Below are 19,163 nucleotides of genomic sequence, written 5' to 3'. Positions count from 1 at the left end.
CCAGCCGGCCGGGCGCGGTGTCGCCAGCCCGGGGGCTGGCGACACCGTCAGTGGATCAGCGCACCGGCGGGCTGGCCAGCGCGGTCTCCGCCTGCTCCTCCGGGCTCGCGCCGTCGGCCGGCTGGTCCAGCGAGCCACGCAACGGGATCTCCTTGATGAACCACGCGAGCACCCCGATGGCCGCGGCGAACGGCACCGCCCACAGGAAGACCCCACTGATCGAGTCGGCCAGGCCGCCGAGCACGGCGAGCCGCTGCTCGGTCGGCAACCCCTGGAGTGCGGCGGGGTCGACTCCGGCGCCGTCGCTCAGCGCCGCACCGGCCGCCGAGTCGGCCAGCCGGTTGGCGAAGATCGCGCCGAACAGCGAGACACCGAACGAACCGCCGATCGAGCGGAAGAAGGTGGCCGCGCCACTGGCCGCACCGAGGTCCTTCTGCTCCACGCTGTTCTGCGCGATCAACATCGAGGTCTGCATCAGGAAGCCCATGCCGACGCCGAGTACCACCATGTAGAGGGACGACTCGGTCTTGCTGGTGTCGACGTCGAGCAGCATCAGCAGCACCATGCCGATGGTCATCACGATGCCGCCGATGATGGGGAAGGCACGGTAGCGGCCGGTCTTGGTGATCGTCCGGCCGACCACGATCGACACCACCAGCATGCCGAACATCAGCGGCAGCAGCAGCAGGCCGCTGTTGGTCGCCGAGGCGCCCTGCACGGTCTGCTGGTACAGCGGCAGGAAGTTCATCGCACCGAACATCGCGAACCCGAGCAGGAAGCCGATCGCCGAGATCACCGCGAAGTTGCGGTTGGTGAAGAGGCTCAGCGACAGGATCGGCTCGGAGACCCGGCGCTCGACCAGTCCGAACGCGACCAGCGACAGCGCGGCGAGTACGGCCAGCCCGAGGATCTGCGCGGACGTCCAGTCGTACTCGTTGCCGCCCCAGGTGGTGACCAGGACGATCGCGGTGATGCCGATCGAGAGCAGCGCGGCGCCGAGCCAGTCGATCCGGTGCTCGGTGCGGTACTTCGGCAGGTGCATCCGGGTGGCCAGCAGGATCAGCGCCACCCCGCCGAGCGGCAGGTTGACGTAGAACGCCCAGCGCCAGGAGAGGTGGTCGGTGATGAAGCCACCGACCAGCGGCCCCGCCACCATGGCGATGGCCATGATGCCGGCGATCATGCCCTGGTAGCGGCCCCGCTCCCGGGGTGGCACCAGGTCACCGATGATGGCCATCACGCCGACCATGAGTCCGCCCGCGCCCAGGCCCTGTACCGCCCGGAACCCGATCAGCTCCATCATGCCGTCGCCGGGTCCGCCGAGCAGACCGGAACCGGCCATCCCGCAGAGCGCCGAACCGAACAGGAAGATCCCGATCGAGGTGAGGAAGACGGCCTTGCGCCCGTACAGGTCCCCCAGCTTGCCCCAGATCGGCGTGGAGACGGTGGTACCCAGCACGTACGCGGTGACCACCCAGGTGAAGTGGTTCAGCCCGCCGAACTCCCCCACGATTCTCGGCAGTGCCGTGCTCACGATCATGTTGTCGAGCATCGCGAGCATCATCGCGATCATCAGGCCGGCGAGCACCACCCTGATGTTGACTCGTACCGGCGCCTCCGCCGTCGCGGTCATCTAAGCTCCCCCTGAGTTGCGACCCACTTACTTGCCGGCCGGCTAGTTATCCTACTTGCCGCACGGTAAGTTTGATGCCTGGTTCGCGTCAAGCGATTAGGAAAGGTGGTCCGGTGACCAGCAGCACAGGCGATACACGGTCGCGCATCCAGGCCGTGGCCCTCGAGCTGTTCACCGAGCACGGGTACGAGAAGACCTCGCTACGGGAGATCGCCGAGCGGCTCGGCGTCACCAAGGCCGCGCTGTACTACCACTTCAAGAGCAAGGACGACATCGTCAACAGCTTCGTCTCCGACCGGATCGAGCGGTTGGACGGGCTGATCGAGTGGGCCAGGCAACAGCCGGCCGACGCCGCCGGGCGTCGGGCGACGCTGGACCGCTACTCGGAGGAGTTCTTCGGCGACACGGGGCACAGCGTGATGCGGTTCTTCGAGCAGAACCGGACGGTGCTCACCCATCTGTCCTCCGGGCAGATGATGAAGGACCGGCTGCTGCGGATGGCCGAGGCGCTCTCCCGCGCCGACCCGTCGCCGGCCGGCCAGCTCCGGGCGACGCTGGCCATCTTCGCCGTGCACGGGAGCATGTTCGCGCTGCGCGGGCCGGAGATCAGTGTCGAGCAGCGACAGCGGCTCGCCCTCGATGTGGCGTACGAACTGCTCGACCGGATCGGTGCCTCCGGAGCCGAGGAGGACCGGACCGCGCTGCCGGCCTAGCGGTGCTGCCCAGCCGGGCGGCGGATCAGCCGCGGCTCGCCTCCGCCACCGCGCTCGGCACGTCGGCCAGGTCGATCCGGAGGGCGTGCAGGTCCACACCCGGATCCGGCGTCCAGTCCCGCTCCGGGGTACGGACGAAGCCGAGCCGCGCGTAGAGCCGGTGCGCCGGAACGGAAAAACTGCGGGTGCAGATCACCACGCCGTGGCAGCCGAGGGCAGCGGCACGGGTCAGGCAGGCCCGGACCAGTGCCTCACCGGCACCACGCCCCTGCGCCGCCGGATCCACCGCGAGCATCCGGAACTCCGCCTCGCCGGGCCCCGCCAACTGGGCGTACGGACTGCCCGGCAGCACGAACAGGACGCCACCGAGCACCTCGCCGGTGGTCTCGTCCACGGCCACCAGCAGCTCACCGGCGTCGGACCGGCCCGACACGTCGATCAGGGTCTGGTCGTACCCGGACTCGCCGGCGAGCTGTCCATCCGCCCGGTACGCGGCAACGGTCAGGCGGGCGATCGCGTCGAAGTCGTCCGGCTCGGCGAGCCGGACCAGCAGGTGGGTCATCTCGGCCCGGTCAGTCGATGACGGCGATCAGGTCGCCGTCCTGCACGACGTCGCCCTCGTTGACGGCGAGTTCCCGGAGCACCCCGTCCGACTCGGCGATGACGGGGATCTCCATCTTCATCGACTCGAGGATCACCAGCGTGTCGCCCTCGGCCACCGGGTCGCCGGCCGTGGCGACGACCTTCCAGACGTTCGCCACCATCTCGGCGCGGATCTCCTCGGCCATCAGGCCCCCCTTGTCGTGACTGATACCTACCTGCGAACGGTATCCAATCACGTGACGGCCCACCTCGGGCCCTCGGCGCCGATCCGGCGTCGGCCTCGGCGGGTCCGGCAGAACCGCCATGGGAGGATTGCCCGGCGCGAGCACAGCAAGGGCGACGTACCGAACATGACGCCGCCGCTCGCCGGAAAAGACGGGAGGTCGAGCATGGCGAAGAAGTCACGCAAGAAGAAGGCACGTAAGAAGAGCGCCGCCAACCACGGCAAGCGCCCCAACTCCTGAGCATCGGCGGAGCCGAGCCTGGGCGGACCGGGCGGGGCGGGGAGCCATCGACGATCGCAGGACGCGGTCTGGATGCCCCGGCCCCGGCCCGGTGATCCGTCCGATCACCCCGTGGGCCGACCGAAGGCGCCGGCCCGGCGGCCGAGCGGTCAGTCGGCCAGGTACTCGCGGGACTCGGTCTCGAAGACCAGCTCGGCCAGGCGTACCCGCAGCCGGTCGCGGAGGTCGGCGGGCGCGGTCTCGTTGCCGCAGCACCGCGCGACCAGCGCCTTGACCTCCTGCTCGATGCCGTACTCGCGCAGGCAGGGGGAGCACTCGTCGAGATGGTCCCGGATCAGGTTCCGCCGCTCGTCGGCGCACTCGAGGTCGAGGTAGAGATACACCTCGGTGAGCACCTCACGGCAGTCGGTCTCGTGTGGTTCACCGCAACTCATGCTCGCTCACACCTCCCGGGCAGCGGCGGCGGACCTGGTCGACGGGGCGGACGAAAAGCCCCGTTCGGCAGCGTAGCGCTCAAGCAGCTTCCGCAGGTTCCGCCGGCCACGGTGCAACCGGGACATCACGGTGCCGATCGGCGTTCCCATGATGTCGGCGACCTCCTTGTAGGAAAACCCCTCGACGTCGGTGAGGTAGACCGCGAGCCGGAAGTCCTCCGGAAGTTGCTGCAGCGCCTCTTTCACGTCGCTGTCCGGCAGCCGGTCCAGCGCCTCGGTCTCCGCGGACCGCAGCCCGCTGGAGGTGTGCGACTCGGCCTCGGCGAGTTGCCAGTCAGTGATCTCCTCGGTGGGCGCCTGGACAGGCTGCCGCTGCCGACGACGGTAGGAGTTGATGTAGGTGTTGGTCAGGATCCGGTAGAGCCACGCCTTGAGGTTCGTGCCCTCTTCGAACTGGTGGAACGCCGCGAATGCCTTCAGGTACGTTTCCTGGACCAGATCCTCGGCGTCGGCGGGGTTGCGGGTCATCCGCAGGCCGGCGGCGTACAACTGGTCGACGAAGGGCAGCGCGTCGCGCTCGAACCGGGCCCGCCGCTCGTCCGTACGCTCGTCCGTTTTCTCCGGTCGTGTCAACCGCGCGTCTCCCTCGCCTCGGTACCGAACCGGCGCAGCGGCCTTCACCATCGCCGCGGCGCTAGTCGGCTGTCCCGCCGAGGATACGCGGAAAGCACGACCCGGCGACTGGGTTCGGGCCGTGCTGGTGCTCACCGCAGCCCGTTCGCCCGGCGATCGGCCGGGTGGTCCGTTTCGCCATCGGTCGAGGCGCCGCGCCGCGTCGCGCTCGTACTCCGGGCTCCGTGTCTCGGTCGACACCGGTCAGACCCCCCTCGTCGCAGTAGCTTCCGGGAGTTGTAACCCGCCCGACCGGCGAGGCATTCCGACCACCGCCCGTCCCTGGCCCCGGCCGCGGCCAATCCGGCTCGATCCGCCACCGCTGGGACCAGGAAGGGCCTGGGAGGATGAAACCGGGCGCCGCAGTGGATTCGCATCAACCCGTGCGGTGTCCGGCATCAGAAGGAGCAACGATCACCCTGGTACGGGGAAACGGGCGTACCGCCGTGTCCTGCGCCCACCCAGCCCCGCTCCCGGAGCCAGTCCACCACCACCCCGGCGATCCCTTCCGGGTCACGTCGCAGGTCGTGCCGCTCCCCCGGGCGTACCTCGACCCGAATCCGTGGCCCGGCCGACGGCACACCGAACGGGTCACGATCGCCGTTCACCACCAGCGTGGGCAGCCCGGTCTCCAGTTCCGCCGCCCGGGACCGCTGGGGAGTCCGGGGCGGACGCAGTGGAAAGGCCAGCGCGACGACACCGGACGCCGACAGCGGTACGGCGGTACGGCAGGCGACCCGGGCGCCGCTGGACCGGCCGCCGACGACCAGGTTCGAGACCGAGCGGTGCCGGCGCAGCAGTTCCTCGACGACCGCCGTCCAGGCCTCGTCGAGGTGGCCGGCGGGTGCCGGGGCCCGTCGACCGGCGACCCGGTACGGCTGGGTGACCCTGGCCACCCCGATTCCCGCGTCGCGCGCGGCGTTCCGGAGCGCGACCAGGTCCGGCGCGTCCACGTCACCGCCCGCACCGTGCCCGAGCACCAGCAGGGTCGCCGGTTCGGGGTGGGGCAGGTCGACCTCCACCCGAGCCGGCCCGCGTGGCGTGTCGAACTCGTTGCTGCGGTGCACCGCGCCACTGTATGGCAGGTCCGACCGCGGTAATGGCAGGTCCGACCGCTGGATGGCAGTTCCGACCGGGAACATCGGGTCGTGGGCCGGCCCGGTCGAGATCGTCCGCTGGTCGTCGGCCGACGGCCCACCCCCGGGGCCCGTCGGTCGACGACCAGCGATCGACGATCGTGCTCAGCGACGACTCGTACTGAGCGGGATCAGGGTCAGCAGCCGGTCCCGGACCGGTGGCCCGGCATCGCCGGCCGCGTCCGGATCACGCTCCACCTGATCCCGCCAGGCGACCAACATCGCCCGACGCTCACGCGGCGTAGTCGCTCCCCACACACCGTGACAGTCACCCACCTCCAGCGCCCAGGCCAGACATGGCCCCTGTACGTCACATGTCCGGCACAACGCGACCGCCGAATCGGCCGGTTCGCTGGGCGCCGGAAAGAACGTCTCAGGGTCCACGCTCTGGCACACCCCTCTGGTCCGCCAGGCATCGTCGAGCTGCCGCTCAGTGAGGGCCCGGAGCAATCTCGGGTCTCGTCTCGCCGCGGCAACTTCGTGCGGGCGTGGCATCCGCGCCCGTGTCATTCACCCACCTCCCCCGTGGGACCGACAATGTTTCGATGAGTGCCGCTCGCCCGGTGCGAGCCGACACCCACTGCCGGCGCTGTGTTCTATCGCACGCACACGATGGGTGACAAGTGCTTCCAGCAAAGGTGTGGAAAAGTCCGTGCGACGATCCACCTCGAACAGTGGCAAATCGGTGCACGCGAATGTACGAAAGCGTCGTCAGAACAACGCTGATATGACCGGGTCTTCTGGTAACGCGCCCAGCGGCGCGGCCGGGACCCTGGCCACGAGCTCCGGACCGTCGTTCCGGACGTCGCCGACGCCCCTGCCGACCGGCCGCACCTCGATGCCCGCCAGCGTCTTCCCGGTCGGCGGCGCGAGGAGTTCGGCCGGATCGACGTCGTCGGACAACCAGCCCGCCCAGCGGTCCCGGGTCAGCACCAGCGGCATCCGGTCATGCACCAGCGCCAGCTCGCCGAGCGCCGGCATCGTGACCACGCTGCAACTGAGCAGCGGGTCGCCGGCACCGCGCCAGACCGACCAGAGACCGGCGAAGGCGAGCACCTCCCCGTCGCGCGGCGTCATGAAGTACGCCTGCTTGCCGCCGTCCCGGCGGACCCACTCGTACCAGCCGTCGGCGGGGACGAGGCAGCGCCGTCGGGCGAACGACTGGGCGTACGCGCGGGTGGTGGCGACCGTCTCGGCCCTGGCATTGATCATCCGGGCGGCACCCCGGGTGTCCTTCGCCCACGAGGGGAGAAGTCCCCAACGGGCGACGGAGAGCACCGAACCGCCCAGCCGGTCCGAGATCCGGACGATCGGCACCGGATCGGTGGGAGCGACGTTGTAATCGGGCACCAACCGGTCAGCGCTGTCGTCGTACGCCTCGAAGAGCGCGCTCAGATCGACCGCGCTGCGGGTCGTCGCGTACCTGCCGCACATGGGCACACGCTAGCGCCTCGCGGTCCGTTCGGCCGTCCCGCGAAGCGGGAGAGCCGGGCCGGCGAGCGGTCCGGTCCTACGGGCAGGGCAGACTGTAGCGGTGGCGAATCTGACGGCGACCCGACCGCTTCAGCCCTGGACCGCGCCGACGGCGACCGATCCGGTCGAATCGACGCTGCGTCTGCCCGGTTCCAAGTCGCTGACCGCCAGGGCCCTGGTGCTCAGCGCGGTCTCCGACGGTCCCTCGACGCTACGTCATCCGCTGCGTGCCCGGGACACCGAACTGATGGCCGCCGGGCTGCGCGCGATGGGCGCCCACGCCTCCATCGTGGACGACGAGCGCTGGCTGGTCCGCCCCCGTCCGCTACAGGGTCCCGCCCACGTCGACGTCGGGCTCTCCGGCACCGTCATGCGGTTCGTGCCACCGCTGGCCGGGCTCGCCGAGGGACCCGTCACCTTCGACGGCGACCCGTACGCCCGGGTCCGCCCGCTCGGCCCGCTGGTCGGGGCGCTCCGCTCGATCGGCCTGCGGATCGACGCGTCCGACGGCGGACGGCTGCCGCTGACCGTGTACGGCACCGGGCAGGTGGCCGGTGGCGAGGTGGTCATCGACGCCTCGGCCTCCAGCCAGTTCGTCTCCGGGCTGCTGCTCGGCGCGGCACGGTTCGACCGCGGCATCGTGGTACGGCACGAGGGGCCACCGGTCCCGTCCGCGCCGCATCTCCGGATGACCGTGCAGATGCTCCTGGCCGCCGGTGCCGCGATCGACGACAGCACCCCGAACGTCTGGGCGGTGGAGCCGGGCCGACTCTCCGGACGCGGCTGGGACATCGAGCCGGACCTCTCCGGAGCGGTGCCGTTCTTCGCCGCCGCGCTGGTCACCGGGGGCGGGGTGACCCTGCTCGGCTGGCCACGCAGCAGCCTGCAACCGGTCGACACGCTCCGTACGCTGCTACAGCAGATGGGCGGCGAGGTGACGCTCGGCACCGACGGGCTGACCGTACGGGGTACCGGCGTGATCCACGGGTTGGACGCCGACCTCTCCGACGTCAGCGAGTTCACCCCGGTGCTGGCCGCGCTCGCCGTACTGGCCGACTCGCCGTCCCGGCTGCGCGGCGTGGCGCACATCCGCAACCACGAGACCGACCGGCTGGCCGCCCTGGCCCGGGAGCTGAACGCGCTCGGTGCCGACGTCAACGAGTCCACCGACGGGCTGGAGATCCGCCCCCGGCTGCTGCGCGGCGGTGCGTTCGAGACCTACGCCGACCACCGGATGGCCCACGCGGCCGCGGTGATCGGACTGGCCGTCCCGGGGATCGAACTGAGCGACGTGGCGTGTACCTCCAAGACCATGCCGGAGTTCCCGGCACTATGGTCAACGATGGTGGCCGGCGGCGGACGCCAGTAGCCGGGACCGGCCCGTCCCGTCGCTGGCTGCCGACGCGAGACGAGACGGGGGACGGAACTGGCTGGCAAGCAGCGGGAATACGACGAGGACGACGTACGGGTCCGACCCGGGCGGGCGTCGCGTCCGCGTACCCGCACCCGGCCCCGGCACGCCGACGCCGTCGACGGGTTCGTGATCGCCGTCGATCGGGGTCGCTACACCTGCGTGACCGAGGACGACCTGACGGTGGGTGCCGGTGCCAAGGGCGGGGTCGGCACGGTCACCGCGATGCGGGCCCGGGAGTTGGGCCGCAAGTCGGTGGTGGTCGGCGACCGGGTCGCACTGGTCGGGGACACCTCCGGCGCGGACGGGGCGTTGGCCCGGATCGTCCGGATCGCCGAGCGGACCTCGGTGCTGCGACGTACCGCCGACGACGACGAGACCACCGCGGAGGGCCGGCTGGAACGGGTCGTCGTGGCGAACGCCGAGCAACTCGTGATCGTCAGCTCGCTGGCCGATCCGCCGCCCCGGACCGGGTTCATCGACCGCTGCCTGGTGGCCGCGTACGACGCGGGCATCGAGCCGCTGCTCTGCCTGACCAAGGCCGATCTGGCCGCGCCGGACGCCGTGCTCGGCTACTACGCGGAACTGGACCTGCGGCACGTACTGGTCGGGCCGTCGGTGGACCTCGGCGAGGTACGCCAACTGCTGAGCGAGCGGATCTCGGTAATGGTCGGCCACTCGGGGGTGGGCAAGTCGACCCTGGTCAACCGGCTCGTCCCGGCGGCGGCCCGGGCGGTCGGGACGGTCAGCGCGATCGGCCGGGGACGACACACCTCGACCAGCGCCGTCGCGCTGCGGCTGCCTCCGGTACCCGGCGGCGGCAAGCGGACCCATCCCGGCTGGATCGTCGACACGCCCGGTATCCGCAGCTTCGGGCTCGCCCACGTCTCGGCGGAGAGCCTGCTGCACGGGTTCCCGGATCTGGTCGAGGGGACCGTCGAGTGCCCGCCCAACTGTGAGCACACCCCGGACGAGGCCGAGTGTTCCCTGGACGCCTGGGTGGCGGCCGGTAACGCCGATCCGCGCCGGCTGGCGTCGTACCGCCGGTTGCTGGCCTCCCGGGCCGGCGAGACCGAGTAGCCGGTGGAACGGCCCTATCCGGTCGGGTCGAGGTCGACCGGGCCGCCGCTGCGCCAGTAGACGCCGTCCTCCCGGGTCAGCAGGACCTCGTCGACCAGGTAGCGCCGCAGCGCGGCGTAATCGTCGTGCCAGGCCCGCAGCAGCGCGTTGACCTCCCGCTCCGGATAGCGCACGCCCGGCTCGAAGGTCGCCACGACGTGTTCCAGCAGCAGCCGGCGCTTGCCCCTGGCCGCCGGAAACTGGACGATCCGGCCGTCCCGGACGAACGTCCGCAGCACCGCCGACGCGACCCGGTCCGGATCCGGGTCGGTCTCCGGGGACGTCGGCGGATGCGCCCGGACCGCCTCCTTGAAGACGTCGACCCGGGCGGTAGTCCGGCCGTCCACCATTGCGACCAGGCCACCTGACTCCAGCCGGCGCAGCGCGGCGAGCACCGTGCGGGCGGGCAGCCCGGTCCGCTCCGCCACCTCCGCCGGATCGCCCGCGCCGAGCACGACCGCGGCGAACGCGGCGAGTCGGTCGGGCTCGGCCAGCAGGCCGATCAGCACTTCGGGGGTTGCTTCGGAAACCGTTTCGGAGGCCACGGGGCGGGATGCTAACGCAGCTCGCGGACCCGATCGAGTAGGTTTCCCGCCATGGCCCGGTACGCGGATGATCTGTCCCTGGCGCACATGCTCGCCGACACCGCCGACTCGATCTCGATGGCCCGGTTCCGGGCCCTCGACCTGCACGTGGAGTCCAAGCCGGACCTGACCCCGGTCAGCGACGCGGACACCGCCGTGGAGCGCGCCATCCGGGCGACACTGGCCCGGACCCGTCCCCGGGACGGGGTGCTCGGCGAGGAGTACGGCGCCTCCGCCGCACCGGCCGGCGCCGGCTCCCGGCAGTGGGTGATCGACCCGATCGACGGCACGAAGAACTTCGTCCGGGGCGTACCGATCTGGGGCACGCTGATCTCCCTCATGGACGGCGACACGCCGGTCGTCGGCCTGGTCTCGGCACCCGCGCTCGGCCGGCGCTGGTGGGCGGCCACCGGCCTCGGGGCGTACGCGGGCAGGCACCAGGCCGCCGCGAGCCCGATCCGGGTCTCCGGGGTGGGCCGGCTCGCCGATGCCAGCTTCTGCTACGCCTCGTTGAACGGCTGGGAGGAGAGCGGCCGGCTCGACCCGATGCTCGACATCATCCGGACGGCCTGGCGGAGTCGGGCGTACGGCGACTTCTACGGCTACATGCTGGTCGCCGAGGGAGCGGTGGACGCGATGGCCGAGCCGGAACTGTCGCTGTGGGACCTGGCCGCGCTGATCCCGATCGTCACCGAGGCCGGTGGAACCTTCACCGACCTGGCCGGGCGCCCCGGTCCCGGTGGCGGCAGCGCGGTGGCCAGCAACGGAAAGCTGCACCAGGATCTCCTCGACCGGCTCGGCTAGCCAACCGAGCGGAGAGTGGAATCAGCCTCTATCCTCGCCAGGTGGTCTCCACCGGTTGGTGCTTCCTCGCGGCGATGATCGCCGCCTACGGCATTGCCAACCTGCTCCAGTCGGTCGCGGCGACCCGGACGACCCTGCACCACACCTTCGATCCGGGGCTGCTGCTGCGGCTGGTCGGACACCGCACCTACCTGGTGGGGCTGGGCTGCCAGATGCTCGGCTTCGTCCTCGCCTTCCTGGCCCGCCGGGACCTGCCGCTGTTCCTGGTACAGGCCAGCGTGGCGGCCGGCCTCGGCGTGACCGCCCTGCTCGGAGTGCTGGTGCTGAAGTGGCGGCTGCCGGCCGCCGAGGTGTTCCTGCTGGTACTGCTGCTGGTCGGGATCACCGCCCTGGTGCTGGCCGCGAAGCCGGCCCCGTCCCGGCAGCTCGGGACGGCCGGCGTGGTCGGGCTGGTGGTCGCGCTCGGCGTGATCGGTGGGCTCGGTTTCTTCGCGGTACGGCTGCACGGGGCGCCCGGCTCGGTGGCGCTGGGCTCGCTCGCCGGGCTGGCGTTCTCGGCCGCGGCGGTGGCCGCCCGACCACTGGCCTCGGTGCAGTCGATCGACGCGCTGCCGCGCGATCCCCTGCTCTACCTGTTGATCGCCCACTCGATCGTCGGCCAGTTGCTGCTCGGCCTCGCCATGCAACGCGGGTCCACCACCGCCGCCGTGGCCGCGATGGACGCCGCCGGGGCGGTACCGGCGGCGATCGTGGGCCTGCTGCTGCTCGGTGACCGGATCTGGCCCGGTCGGGAGTGGCTGGCCGGGGTCGGATTCCTGGTCACCCTGGTCGCGGTGCTCGGGCTGACCCGGTACGCCGAACCACAGCACCAGCACACCCTGCTGCCGGGTCAGCGCGCTCGTGACCTGCCCACGCACGCCCGCCCCGGACCGGCACCGAATTCCGGGCGCCGCGCGCTGCCGGACCGGCCGGCTCCCGGGGTACGACGGTCGGCGTCGGTCGCCCCGGTCCCCCGGCCCTGAGCCGGCGCGGTGGCGTACCCGGGCCGGCGCGTCGGAGGCGACTCGCCGTCCTCGGGTCAGCTCGTGGCGGGCTGACGACGGCTCACCACGCGCTCGTAGAGCCGCTCCAGCGCGCTCGCCGTACGGTCCCAGGTGTAGCTGCACCGCACCCGGTCCACGGCCGCGTGCCCGTACGCGAACCGCTCCGCGTCGGCGGCGAGCAGTCGGCGGAGGGTGACCCCGAGGCCGCGTACGTCCCCGGGTGGCACGAGCCGGCCGGTCACCTCGTCGACCACGGTGTCCGCGATGCCGCCCATGGAGTACCCGACCACCGGTACGCCACAGGCCATCGCCTCCAGCGGCACCCGGCCGGCGGCGGCGTACCGGGAGGTGCAGGCCACCACGTCGGCCGAGCGGTACCAGGCGGACATCTGGTCGTGCGGCACCGAACCCACCAGTCGGATCTGGTCGGCGACCCCGGTCTGCTCGGCGACCTCCCGCAGCCGGCGGGCCTCGGCGTGGTTGCCGAGGTTGCCGTCGGACGGCCCGCCCGCGATGACCAGTTCGACGTCCCCGACCAGCCGCAACGCCCGGATCAGGTCCTCCTGTCCGTGTCCCGGGGCCAGGCCGCCGGCGGCCAGGATCCGGGGGCGCCGGTCCCGGGGCATCGCCTCGCCCTCGGGCGCGAACAGCTCGACGTCCACCCCCGCCGGCACCACCACCACGGAGGCCCGTTGCAGCCCCATCCGGGTCAGTTCGTCGACCTCGTGGGTGGACTGGGCCACCGCCATGTCGACCGCCCGGGTCAACGCCAGTTCCAGTGGGATCCGCTGGCCCGGCCCGTCGTAGTTCTCCCCGAGATGTCGCAACTGTTCCGTGCCGAGCGAGTGGAAGGTCTGTACGACCGGGATGACCGTGTCCCGGACCGCGCTGGCCGCCGCCAGTCCGCCGATCCAGAAGTGCCCGTGCACCACCTCGGGTGCCCAGTCCGCCGCCCAGCGGTCGGTCAGCCAGCGGCCGAGTTCGGGGACGTGTGGCACCAGTTCGCCGGTCGGCGTACGCCGTGCCGGGCCCACCGGTACCCGTTCCACCCGATAACCCTCGATCTCGCTCGTCGGGGGCGAATCCGGGTCGTCCAGCCGCTCGTACACCCGTACGTCGTGTCCTCGTCCGGTCAGCTCGGCGGCCACCCGGGCCACGTGCTGATGCGTACCGGCGTACCGGCCGCGGACCTCCTGCGGCGGGCCGGCGTGTGCGCAGACGAGGCCAACGCGCATGGGTCACCTCCAGCGGGGGTCGCGAGCAAACGGCTGTTCGATCAGAGGCTCCCATTAACCACGGCGGGCCGAGCGGAAACCTGGCAAACCGGTCCGGGCGCCCGGCACCACCGGTCCGGCCGCCCATCGTCGACAGCCCGACCGACGATCCGACAGACCTCGCCGGCCGCCTGCGTCCCCGTTCCGCACCCGCCTAACCGCCGCGTTCCCGACCCGACTTGACCCGGTTACGGGTACCGGGGCAGCGGGTAGTGATCTGTCATGCGCGATGACGAGTTTCCGACGCCCGTGTCCGACCCTGAGGCGGAAGGTCTGCCCGACACCGCCGACGACGACTCGACGGCCGGGGACGACGTCGCCACCGGCCGCGAGGCGGACGGTCCGGATCCGGCGCCACTTCCCGGCGACCAGGCGCTTGCCATCGACCGCTTCGGCAACACCGCCGAGGAGCAGTTGGACGGCGAGTCGCTGGACTACAAGCTCGCGCGGGAACAGGGCGAACGGCCGATCGACGATCCGCTCGCCGGAGCGGTCGACCCCGCGATCGCCGGTGAGGCGGACAGCGACGAGGCCGCCGCCGAGGCACAGCTCGACGCCGACGTGATGGATCCGGGACCGACCTCCGATCCGCGCTCGCCGGTCTCGATCTACGACCACGGCATCCTGGGCGACGCCCCCGGCGGCGGGCCGGTCGGCCGGCTGGTGGAGCCGGACCAGGGCGCCCGCGAGGACGACGAGACCGACTCCATCGCGTTCGACGCCGGAGCCGCCGGCGGCGGGGCGAGCGCCGAGGAACTGGCGGTCAACGAGACCCAACCCCCGCCGTGACCCGGCCCGCCGCCCCGGGGCGCGCGGATGTGGACGACCCGGGTCGTGCCGGGCCGGCGACCCGGGGTGGGGCGGCTCAGTCGCCGAGGCCCTGTTCGATGGCGTAGCGGGTGAGTTCGACCCGGTTGTGCAACTGCAACTTGCCGAGCGTGTTCTGGACGTGGTTCTGCACGGTCCGGTGGGACAGGCCCAACCGGGCGGCGATCTGCTTGTAGGACATCCCCTTGGCGACCAGCCGGAGCACCTCGGTCTCCCGATCGGTGAGCCGGGGCAGTTCGTCGCCCGGCGGCTCGGGCGAGACGGCGAGCCGCCGGTACTCGCCCAGCACCAGGCCGGCCAGGCCCGGCGTGAAGACGGTCTCACCGGCGGCCGTACTCCGGACCGCCGCCAGGAACTCCGCCGGTCCGGCCGACTTGATCAGATAGCCGGTGGCTCCCGCCTTCACCGCGTCGAGCACGCTCTGCTGCTCACCACTGGCCGAGAGCATCAGTACCCGTACCCCGGGCAGCTCGGTCAGCAGGCCGTGGATCACCTCGACACCGGAGATGTCCGGCAGTTGGAGGTCGAGTACGACGACGTCGGGTCGGGTCGCCCGGGCCACCCGGATGGCCTGCCGGCCCTCACCACTGGTGGCCACGACGAGATAGCCGGCCTCGGTCAGGTCCCGGGCCACCCCTTCTCTCCACATCGGATGGTCGTCGACCACCATCACCCGGATCGCCGTCTCGCCGCCCACCCGGGTCGCCGTCTCGTCACTCACCTGGCCGAGCCTAACTACGGGGGTGACCAGGCAACAGTCGACGGTCGGCCAGATCGGTCCGGATCGGGCGGTGGCGCCGGAACGCTCCTCAGTCGACCGGGGCGGCGCTGCCGTCGGCGGTGGTACGACTGCGCGGCACCCGCAGTTCCACCTCGGTGCCCTCGCCCAGCGTCGAGCTGATCCGTACCGTGCCGCCGAGCTCGGAGATCCGCCCCTTGATCGACTGGACGACGCCCAACCTGCCCTGGCCGACCGCCTCGCCGAGCCGGCCCGGTGGGATGCCCGGCCCGTCGTCCCGGACCGAGACGGTCACCTCCGCGACGTCGTCCTCCACCAGGACCCAGCCCCGCCCGCCGCCGTGCCGCGCCACGTTGTCGAGCGCCGCACCCACCGCCGCGGCGACCTCCCCGGCGACACCGGCCGGCAACGGCACCGGGGTCGCCGGTGCGGCGATCGACACCACCGGCGACGCGTACCCGCCGAGCAGCGACCGCAGGTCGATCTCCCGCCGGTCCAGCCCGACCGGCGCCGCGGTCGCGATCAGCGAGCGCAACGCGGCCTCCTGCTCGCCGGCCAGTCGAGCCAGCTCACCGGCCTCGCCGTCGAGCTGGGCGCCCCGACGCTGCACCAGGGCGAGCACCTGGAGAACCGAGTCGTGGATGCCCCGGGCCAGCCGCTCCCGTTCCCGGGTGGCCGCCTCCAGCTCGACGGCCTGCTGCAACCGCTCCTCCGCGATCACCGCCAGCCGGACCACGTGCCCGACCGCGATCCCGGCGAGCAGCATCAGCGCCGCCCCCGTCAGCGAGGACTGGCCGACCCGCTCCCGCGCGGCCAGGTCGGTGGCGCCGAGAACCAGCGCCGCCACCACGCCCCGCCGCCGGCCGCCGGACACCGCCCAGGCCAGCACCGGACCGGCCAGCCAGGCGACACTGAGCGGCGGCATCCCGGCATTCAGCATCGCCGACCCGACCGCCCGGGGAGCCGCCACGATCACCGCGAGCGTCACCGCCAGGTCGGCCAGCAGCAGCGGCCAACGGCGCCAGGACGGGTCCGCGTACGCGTAACCGCTGAACACGGTCCAGCCGGTCATCGCCAACAGCACCGCGCCGCCGGCCACCGGGTGGGCATAGTCGCTCAGGTTCCGGACGGCCAGCACGGTGACGTACGCCAGGGCGGCGAACCGGTAGACGGCGATGGCCCGCCACAGCGGCGCCTGGAGGCTGCCGGGCGGGTCGCGGCGGCGTCCGCCCCGCCCGTCGGTCGACCATCGCGGCACGCACCGACCATCCCACAGCTCCCGCGAACCGGGCGACCCCACGCCGCCCGCCGGTTCCCGGCCGTGCTCGCGGGGGTGGCTCGGATGCGCACCTACATACCCTGACGTAGGGTGGGAAAGCCACGAAAGGACTCGACGACCACCGGGCGGGGCGGGCCATGAGCGACGTAGATCCCCTCGCACCCGCCACTGTCGTGCCCAACGGAATACCTCCGCTCCTTGCCGAGAGTTTCGATCATGGCCAGGTCACCGAGGTCCGACACACCGTCGCCTCCCGCGCCGAGTCGTCCGGGCTCACCGGCACCCGACTGGACGACTTCGTACTGGCCGTCAACGAGCTGATCACCAACGCCGTCCGACACGGCGGCGGGCGGGGCTGGCTGCGGCTCTGGAGTACCCGCGGCACCCTGTACTGCATGGTCTCCGACACCGGTGCCGGCATCGACGTCGACCGGCTCGACGACCGGCGACGCCCCGCACCGGAGATCGCCGGTGGCTGGGGCCTGTGGCTGGCCCGGGAACTCAGCGACGAGATGCTGGTCCGCAGTGGGCCCGACGGCACCACGGTCCGGATCAGCGCCAGCCTGGGTGGACCGGAGCCCGGCCGACTGGCCGGGTGACGTGGGCCACGACGCCGGGTACGGTGCTGCGAATGACCGGTCAGTACGTCGCCGCGATCGATCAGGGCACCACCTCCTCCCGGTGCATCGTCTTCGACGCCGCCGGCCAGATCGTCTCGGTGTCCCAGCGGGAACATCGGCAGATCTATCCGCGACCCGGCTGGGTGGAGCACGACGCCGAGGAGATCTGGGCCGCCGTCGAGCAGGTCGTCCAGGAGGCGCTGGCCAAGGCGTCGATCGGTGCCGACCGGTTGGCCGCGATCGGCATCACCAACCAGCGGGAGACCACGGTGGTGTGGGACCGGGCCACCGGCCGCCCGGTGCACCACGCCATCGTCTGGCAGGACACCCGGACCGGTCCGCTGCTGCGCCGCCTCGAATCGGAGTACGGCGAAGAGCGCTTCCGGGACCGGACCGGGCTGCCCCTGGCCACGTACTTCGCGGGGCCGAAGCTGCGCTGGCTGCTGGAGAACGTGGACGGCCTTCGCGAGCGCGCCGAACGCGGCGAGGTGCTGTTCGGCACCGTGGACAGCTGGCTGATCTGGAAGTTGACCGGCCGGCACGTCACCGACGTGACCAACGCCAGCCGGACCCTGCTGATGAACCTGCGCACCCTCGACTGGGACCCGGAACTCCTCGACGCGCTCGGCGTTCCGGCCGCGATGCTGCCGGAGATCCGCTCGTCGGCCGAGGTCTACGGCACGGCGAGCGGGACGCTGGACGGGGTGCCGGTGGCCAGCGCGCTCGGCGACCAGCAGGCGGCGCTGTTCGGCCAGACCTGCTTCCAGCCCGGCGAGGCCAAGTGCACCTACGGCACCGGCAGCTTCCTGCTGCTCAACACCGGGGAGCGTCCGGTGTCGTCGCGCCACGGTCTGCTGACCACGGTCGGCTACCGGATCGGCGACCGGCCGGCGACGTACGCCCTGGAGGGGGCGATCGCGGTCACCGGCTCACTGGTCCAGTGGCTGCGGGACAACCTCGGCCTGATCTCCAGTGCCCCCGAGGTCGAGGAACTGGCCCGTACCGTCGAGGACAACGGCGGCTGCTACGTCGTACCGGCCTTCTCGGGGCTGTTCGCACCACACTGGCGCAGTGACGCCCGTGGGGTGATCGCCGGCCTCACCGGGTACGTCACCAAGGGACACCTGGCCCGTGCCGTGCTGGAGGCCACCGCCTGGCAGACCCGGGAGGTGGTGGACGCGATGAACGCCGAGGAGACCGTGACGCTGCGCCGGCTCCGGGTCGACGGCGGGATGGTCGCGAACGGGCTGCTGATGCAGTTTCTCGCCGACGTGCTGGACGTGCCGGTGGTACGCCCGCAGATCAGCGAGACCACGTGCCTCGGCGCGGCGTACGCGGCCGGCCTCGCGGTCGGCTTCTGGCCCGACCTGGAGACGCTGCGGGCGCAGTGGCGCCAGGACGCGCAGTGGCAGCCGGCGATGGACCCCGCCCACCGGGATCGGGAGCTGCGCAACTGGCGCAAGGCCGTCGACCGCACCCTCGGCTGGGTCGACGACGAGGACTGATCCGGCCTACGCCGCGTCGTGGACGAGGACTGATCCGGCCTACGCCGCGTCGTGGACGAGGACTGATCCGGCCTACGCCGCGTCGTGCAGGACCAGGCCGAGGGTGTGCCGCAGCCCGGACCGGACGGTGGACACGCCGTGGCGTACCGGTGATGCCGACCAGCCCCGCGCCGACCGTACGGGCCGGTCACGGGTGGTGAAGACCAGTCCGTGGCCCTGCGGCAGCATCGTCACCGTGCCCCGGGACTGGGCCCGGGGACGCTGTTCGACGAGCAGGAACTCGCCACCGGTGTAGTCCAGGCCCGGCCGGTCCAGGCCGATCACCACCTGCATCGGAAAGACCAGGTCCCCGTACAGGTCGCGGTGCAGGGCGTTCCAGTCTCCGGCGCGGTAGCGCAGCAGGATCGGCGTGGACTTGCGCTGCCCGGCGGCGTGGCACATCTCCAGCCACTCGTCGAGGCTGTCCGGCCACGGGGCCGGCTGACCGAGCCGGGCGGCCCAGTCACGGGCGATCGGCAGCAGCTTCGGATAGAACGCCGCCCGCAGTTTGGCGACCAGGCCAGGGTAGGGCCGGTCGAAGTAGCGGTACTGGCCGGAGCCGAACCGGAAGCGGGCCATGTCGACCGTGGACCGGAACCGCTCCACCTCGTCGTAGAGCCCGGCGATACCCGCGCACTCGTCCGGGCCGAGGAGCTGCGGGGTCACCGCGCAGCCGACCGCGTCGAGCTGCGCGGTGATGTCGTCCCAGTCGGCGGTCGCCAGCCGGTCCCGGAGGTCGGCCGAGGTCGACGTACTCGAAGTCATGATTTTCTTCTCTCGCCGGGCGCGC

At 71.9% G+C, this 19,163-nt stretch carries 22 protein-coding genes; 9 read left to right on the top strand and 13 right to left on the bottom strand.

Annotated elements, in window-relative coordinates; translation table 11 throughout:
- Window positions 1-55: 55 nt before the first annotated feature.
- The gene (locus H4W31_RS13990) at window positions 56-1,633 is read right to left on the bottom strand and encodes an MDR family MFS transporter (protein ID WP_192767060.1); all 1,578 of its coding nucleotides are present in this window, start codon (window positions 1,631-1,633) and stop codon (window positions 56-58) included.
- A gap of 113 nt (window positions 1,634-1,746) precedes the next feature.
- On the opposite strand from H4W31_RS13990, the gene H4W31_RS13985 reads away from it, so the two are divergent.
- Window positions 1,747-2,346 carry a TetR/AcrR family transcriptional regulator gene (locus tag H4W31_RS13985; RefSeq protein ID WP_318783188.1) on the top strand — a complete coding sequence of 200 codons (600 nt, stop codon included), beginning with the start codon at window positions 1,747-1,749 and terminating at the stop codon, window positions 2,344-2,346.
- 25 nt (window positions 2,347-2,371) lie between these two features.
- On the opposite strand, the gene H4W31_RS13980 is transcribed toward H4W31_RS13985, so the two are convergent.
- Both H4W31_RS13980 and H4W31_RS13975 read right to left on the bottom strand, forming a co-directional pair.
- The gene (locus H4W31_RS13980; protein ID WP_192767058.1) at window positions 2,372-2,908 is read right to left on the bottom strand and encodes a GNAT family N-acetyltransferase; all 537 of its coding nucleotides are present in this window, start codon (window positions 2,906-2,908) and stop codon (window positions 2,372-2,374) included.
- Window positions 2,909-2,918: 10 nt separating this feature from the next.
- The gene (locus H4W31_RS13975) at window positions 2,919-3,134 is read right to left on the bottom strand and encodes a biotin/lipoyl-binding carrier protein (RefSeq protein ID WP_192767057.1); all 216 of its coding nucleotides are present in this window, start codon (window positions 3,132-3,134) and stop codon (window positions 2,919-2,921) included.
- Between the two features lie 204 nt (window positions 3,135-3,338).
- Here H4W31_RS13975 and H4W31_RS44750 point away from each other — a divergent pair, with 204 nt between their 5' ends.
- Entirely contained in the window at window positions 3,339-3,413 is a 75-nt protein-coding gene (locus tag H4W31_RS44750) for a 50S ribosomal protein bL37 (RefSeq protein ID WP_369814844.1), read from the top strand.
- Window positions 3,414-3,562: 149 nt separating this feature from the next.
- On the opposite strand, the gene rsrA is transcribed toward H4W31_RS44750, so the two are convergent.
- The 5 genes from rsrA to H4W31_RS13950 all read right to left on the bottom strand — a co-directional run bounded on the left by rsrA (window position 3,563) and on the right by H4W31_RS13950 (window position 7,089).
- Window positions 3,563-3,847, bottom strand: coding sequence for a mycothiol system anti-sigma-R factor (gene rsrA / locus H4W31_RS13970; RefSeq protein WP_192767056.1), 285 nt, complete (start codon window positions 3,845-3,847; stop codon window positions 3,563-3,565).
- A 6-nt stretch (window positions 3,848-3,853) separates the two neighbouring features.
- Window positions 3,854-4,720, bottom strand: coding sequence for a sigma-70 family RNA polymerase sigma factor (locus H4W31_RS13965; protein WP_318783187.1), 867 nt, complete (start codon window positions 4,718-4,720; stop codon window positions 3,854-3,856).
- Window positions 4,721-4,917: 197 nt separating this feature from the next.
- Window positions 4,918-5,586, bottom strand: coding sequence for an alpha/beta hydrolase family protein (locus H4W31_RS13960; RefSeq protein WP_318783186.1), 669 nt, complete (start codon window positions 5,584-5,586; stop codon window positions 4,918-4,920).
- 174 nt (window positions 5,587-5,760) lie between these two features.
- Window positions 5,761-6,165, bottom strand: coding sequence for a WhiB family transcriptional regulator (locus H4W31_RS13955; protein ID WP_192767054.1), 405 nt, complete (start codon window positions 6,163-6,165; stop codon window positions 5,761-5,763).
- 201 nt (window positions 6,166-6,366) lie between these two features.
- Window positions 6,367-7,089, bottom strand: a complete 723-nt coding sequence (locus H4W31_RS13950; RefSeq protein WP_192767053.1) for an SOS response-associated peptidase — start codon at window positions 7,087-7,089, stop codon at window positions 6,367-6,369.
- 100 nt (window positions 7,090-7,189) lie between these two features.
- On the opposite strand from H4W31_RS13950, the gene aroA reads away from it, so the two are divergent.
- Together aroA and rsgA are read left to right on the top strand one after the other, a co-directional pair.
- On the top strand, window positions 7,190-8,497 hold the full coding sequence (gene aroA / locus H4W31_RS13945) for a 3-phosphoshikimate 1-carboxyvinyltransferase (protein ID WP_192767052.1): 1,308 nt from the start codon (window positions 7,190-7,192) through the stop codon (window positions 8,495-8,497).
- 171 nt (window positions 8,498-8,668) lie between these two features.
- Window positions 8,669-9,619 (top strand): ribosome small subunit-dependent GTPase A, encoded by a 951-nt coding sequence (gene rsgA / locus H4W31_RS13940; RefSeq protein ID WP_318783185.1) that lies wholly within the window; start codon window positions 8,669-8,671, stop codon window positions 9,617-9,619.
- Between the two features lie 14 nt (window positions 9,620-9,633).
- Here the strand turns inward: rsgA and H4W31_RS13935 are convergent, their stop codons facing one another.
- On the bottom strand, window positions 9,634-10,203 hold the full coding sequence (locus H4W31_RS13935; protein WP_318783184.1) for a DUF2087 domain-containing protein: 570 nt from the start codon (window positions 10,201-10,203) through the stop codon (window positions 9,634-9,636).
- 51 nt (window positions 10,204-10,254) lie between these two features.
- Between H4W31_RS13935 and hisN the strand changes: the two genes are divergently transcribed.
- Both hisN and H4W31_RS13925 read left to right on the top strand, forming a co-directional pair.
- The gene (hisN, locus tag H4W31_RS13930) at window positions 10,255-11,046 is read left to right on the top strand and encodes a histidinol-phosphatase (RefSeq protein WP_192767051.1); all 792 of its coding nucleotides are present in this window, start codon (window positions 10,255-10,257) and stop codon (window positions 11,044-11,046) included.
- A gap of 74 nt (window positions 11,047-11,120) precedes the next feature.
- Complete coding sequence (locus H4W31_RS13925) at window positions 11,121-12,068, top strand: hypothetical protein (RefSeq protein ID WP_318783737.1); 948 nt, start codon at window positions 11,121-11,123, stop codon at window positions 12,066-12,068.
- 56 nt (window positions 12,069-12,124) lie between these two features.
- On the opposite strand, the gene H4W31_RS13920 is transcribed toward H4W31_RS13925, so the two are convergent.
- Window positions 12,125-13,324, bottom strand: coding sequence for a glycosyltransferase (locus H4W31_RS13920; protein ID WP_192767050.1), 1,200 nt, complete (start codon window positions 13,322-13,324; stop codon window positions 12,125-12,127).
- A gap of 261 nt (window positions 13,325-13,585) precedes the next feature.
- Here H4W31_RS13920 and H4W31_RS13915 point away from each other — a divergent pair, with 261 nt between their 5' ends.
- Window positions 13,586-14,152, top strand: coding sequence for a DUF5709 domain-containing protein (locus tag H4W31_RS13915; RefSeq protein ID WP_192767049.1), 567 nt, complete (start codon window positions 13,586-13,588; stop codon window positions 14,150-14,152).
- Window positions 14,153-14,228: 76 nt separating this feature from the next.
- Here the strand turns inward: H4W31_RS13915 and H4W31_RS13910 are convergent, their stop codons facing one another.
- Both H4W31_RS13910 and macS read right to left on the bottom strand, forming a co-directional pair.
- The gene (locus H4W31_RS13910; protein WP_192772084.1) at window positions 14,229-14,861 is read right to left on the bottom strand and encodes a response regulator; all 633 of its coding nucleotides are present in this window, start codon (window positions 14,859-14,861) and stop codon (window positions 14,229-14,231) included.
- Between the two features lie 139 nt (window positions 14,862-15,000).
- On the bottom strand, window positions 15,001-16,188 hold the full coding sequence (gene macS / locus H4W31_RS13905) for a MacS family sensor histidine kinase (RefSeq protein WP_318783183.1): 1,188 nt from the start codon (window positions 16,186-16,188) through the stop codon (window positions 15,001-15,003).
- Between the two features lie 158 nt (window positions 16,189-16,346).
- Here macS and H4W31_RS13900 point away from each other — a divergent pair, with 158 nt between their 5' ends.
- Both H4W31_RS13900 and glpK read left to right on the top strand, forming a co-directional pair.
- Window positions 16,347-16,808, top strand: a complete 462-nt coding sequence (locus H4W31_RS13900) for an ATP-binding protein (RefSeq protein ID WP_192767048.1) — start codon at window positions 16,347-16,349, stop codon at window positions 16,806-16,808.
- Between the two features lie 32 nt (window positions 16,809-16,840).
- Window positions 16,841-18,334 carry a glycerol kinase GlpK gene (gene glpK, locus H4W31_RS13895; RefSeq protein ID WP_192767047.1) on the top strand — a complete coding sequence of 498 codons (1,494 nt, stop codon included), beginning with the start codon at window positions 16,841-16,843 and terminating at the stop codon, window positions 18,332-18,334.
- 72 nt (window positions 18,335-18,406) lie between these two features.
- On the opposite strand, the gene H4W31_RS13890 is transcribed toward glpK, so the two are convergent.
- A complete protein-coding gene (locus tag H4W31_RS13890; protein WP_192767046.1) occupies window positions 18,407-19,138 on the bottom strand; it encodes a 2OG-Fe(II) oxygenase in 732 nt (243 codons plus the stop codon).
- Window positions 19,139-19,163: the final 25 nt, after the last annotated feature.

The sequence above is a fragment of the Plantactinospora soyae genome, from assembly GCF_014874095.1.
GTDB classification, from domain to species: domain Bacteria; phylum Actinomycetota; class Actinomycetes; order Mycobacteriales; family Micromonosporaceae; genus Plantactinospora; species Plantactinospora soyae.
The sequence above is the reverse complement of the archived record's forward strand: the minus strand, read 5'-3'. Positions and strand labels throughout refer to the sequence as shown.

Excerpts from the sequence above, each read along its gene's own strand:
- H4W31_RS13920 (WP_192767050.1), bottom strand. The coding sequence starts at position 13,324 with ATGCGCGTTGGCCTCGTCTGCGCACACGCCGGCCCGCCGCAGGAGGTC.
- H4W31_RS13925 (WP_318783737.1), top strand. The coding sequence starts at position 11,121 with ATGATCGCCGCCTACGGCATTGCCAACCTGCTCCAGTCGGTCGCGGCG.
- H4W31_RS13900 (WP_192767048.1), top strand. The coding sequence starts at position 16,347 with ATGAGCGACGTAGATCCCCTCGCACCCGCCACTGTCGTGCCCAACGGA.
- H4W31_RS13980 (WP_192767058.1), bottom strand. The coding sequence starts at position 2,908 with ATGACCCACCTGCTGGTCCGGCTCGCCGAGCCGGACGACTTCGACGCG.
- H4W31_RS13915 (WP_192767049.1), top strand. The coding sequence starts at position 13,586 with ATGCGCGATGACGAGTTTCCGACGCCCGTGTCCGACCCTGAGGCGGAA.
- H4W31_RS13890 (WP_192767046.1), bottom strand. The coding sequence starts at position 19,138 with ATGACTTCGAGTACGTCGACCTCGGCCGACCTCCGGGACCGGCTGGCG.
- rsrA (WP_192767056.1), bottom strand. The coding sequence starts at position 3,847 with ATGAGTTGCGGTGAACCACACGAGACCGACTGCCGTGAGGTGCTCACC.
- H4W31_RS13910 (WP_192772084.1), bottom strand. The coding sequence starts at position 14,861 with ATGGTGGTCGACGACCATCCGATGTGGAGAGAAGGGGTGGCCCGGGAC.
- H4W31_RS13975 (WP_192767057.1), bottom strand. The coding sequence starts at position 3,134 with ATGGCCGAGGAGATCCGCGCCGAGATGGTGGCGAACGTCTGGAAGGTC.
- hisN (WP_192767051.1), top strand. The coding sequence starts at position 10,255 with ATGGCCCGGTACGCGGATGATCTGTCCCTGGCGCACATGCTCGCCGAC.
- H4W31_RS13950 (WP_192767053.1), bottom strand. The coding sequence starts at position 7,089 with ATGTGCGGCAGGTACGCGACGACCCGCAGCGCGGTCGATCTGAGCGCG.
- glpK (WP_192767047.1), top strand. The coding sequence starts at position 16,841 with ATGACCGGTCAGTACGTCGCCGCGATCGATCAGGGCACCACCTCCTCC.
- H4W31_RS13955 (WP_192767054.1), bottom strand. The coding sequence starts at position 6,165 with ATGACACGGGCGCGGATGCCACGCCCGCACGAAGTTGCCGCGGCGAGA.
- H4W31_RS13990 (WP_192767060.1), bottom strand. The coding sequence starts at position 1,633 with ATGACCGCGACGGCGGAGGCGCCGGTACGAGTCAACATCAGGGTGGTG.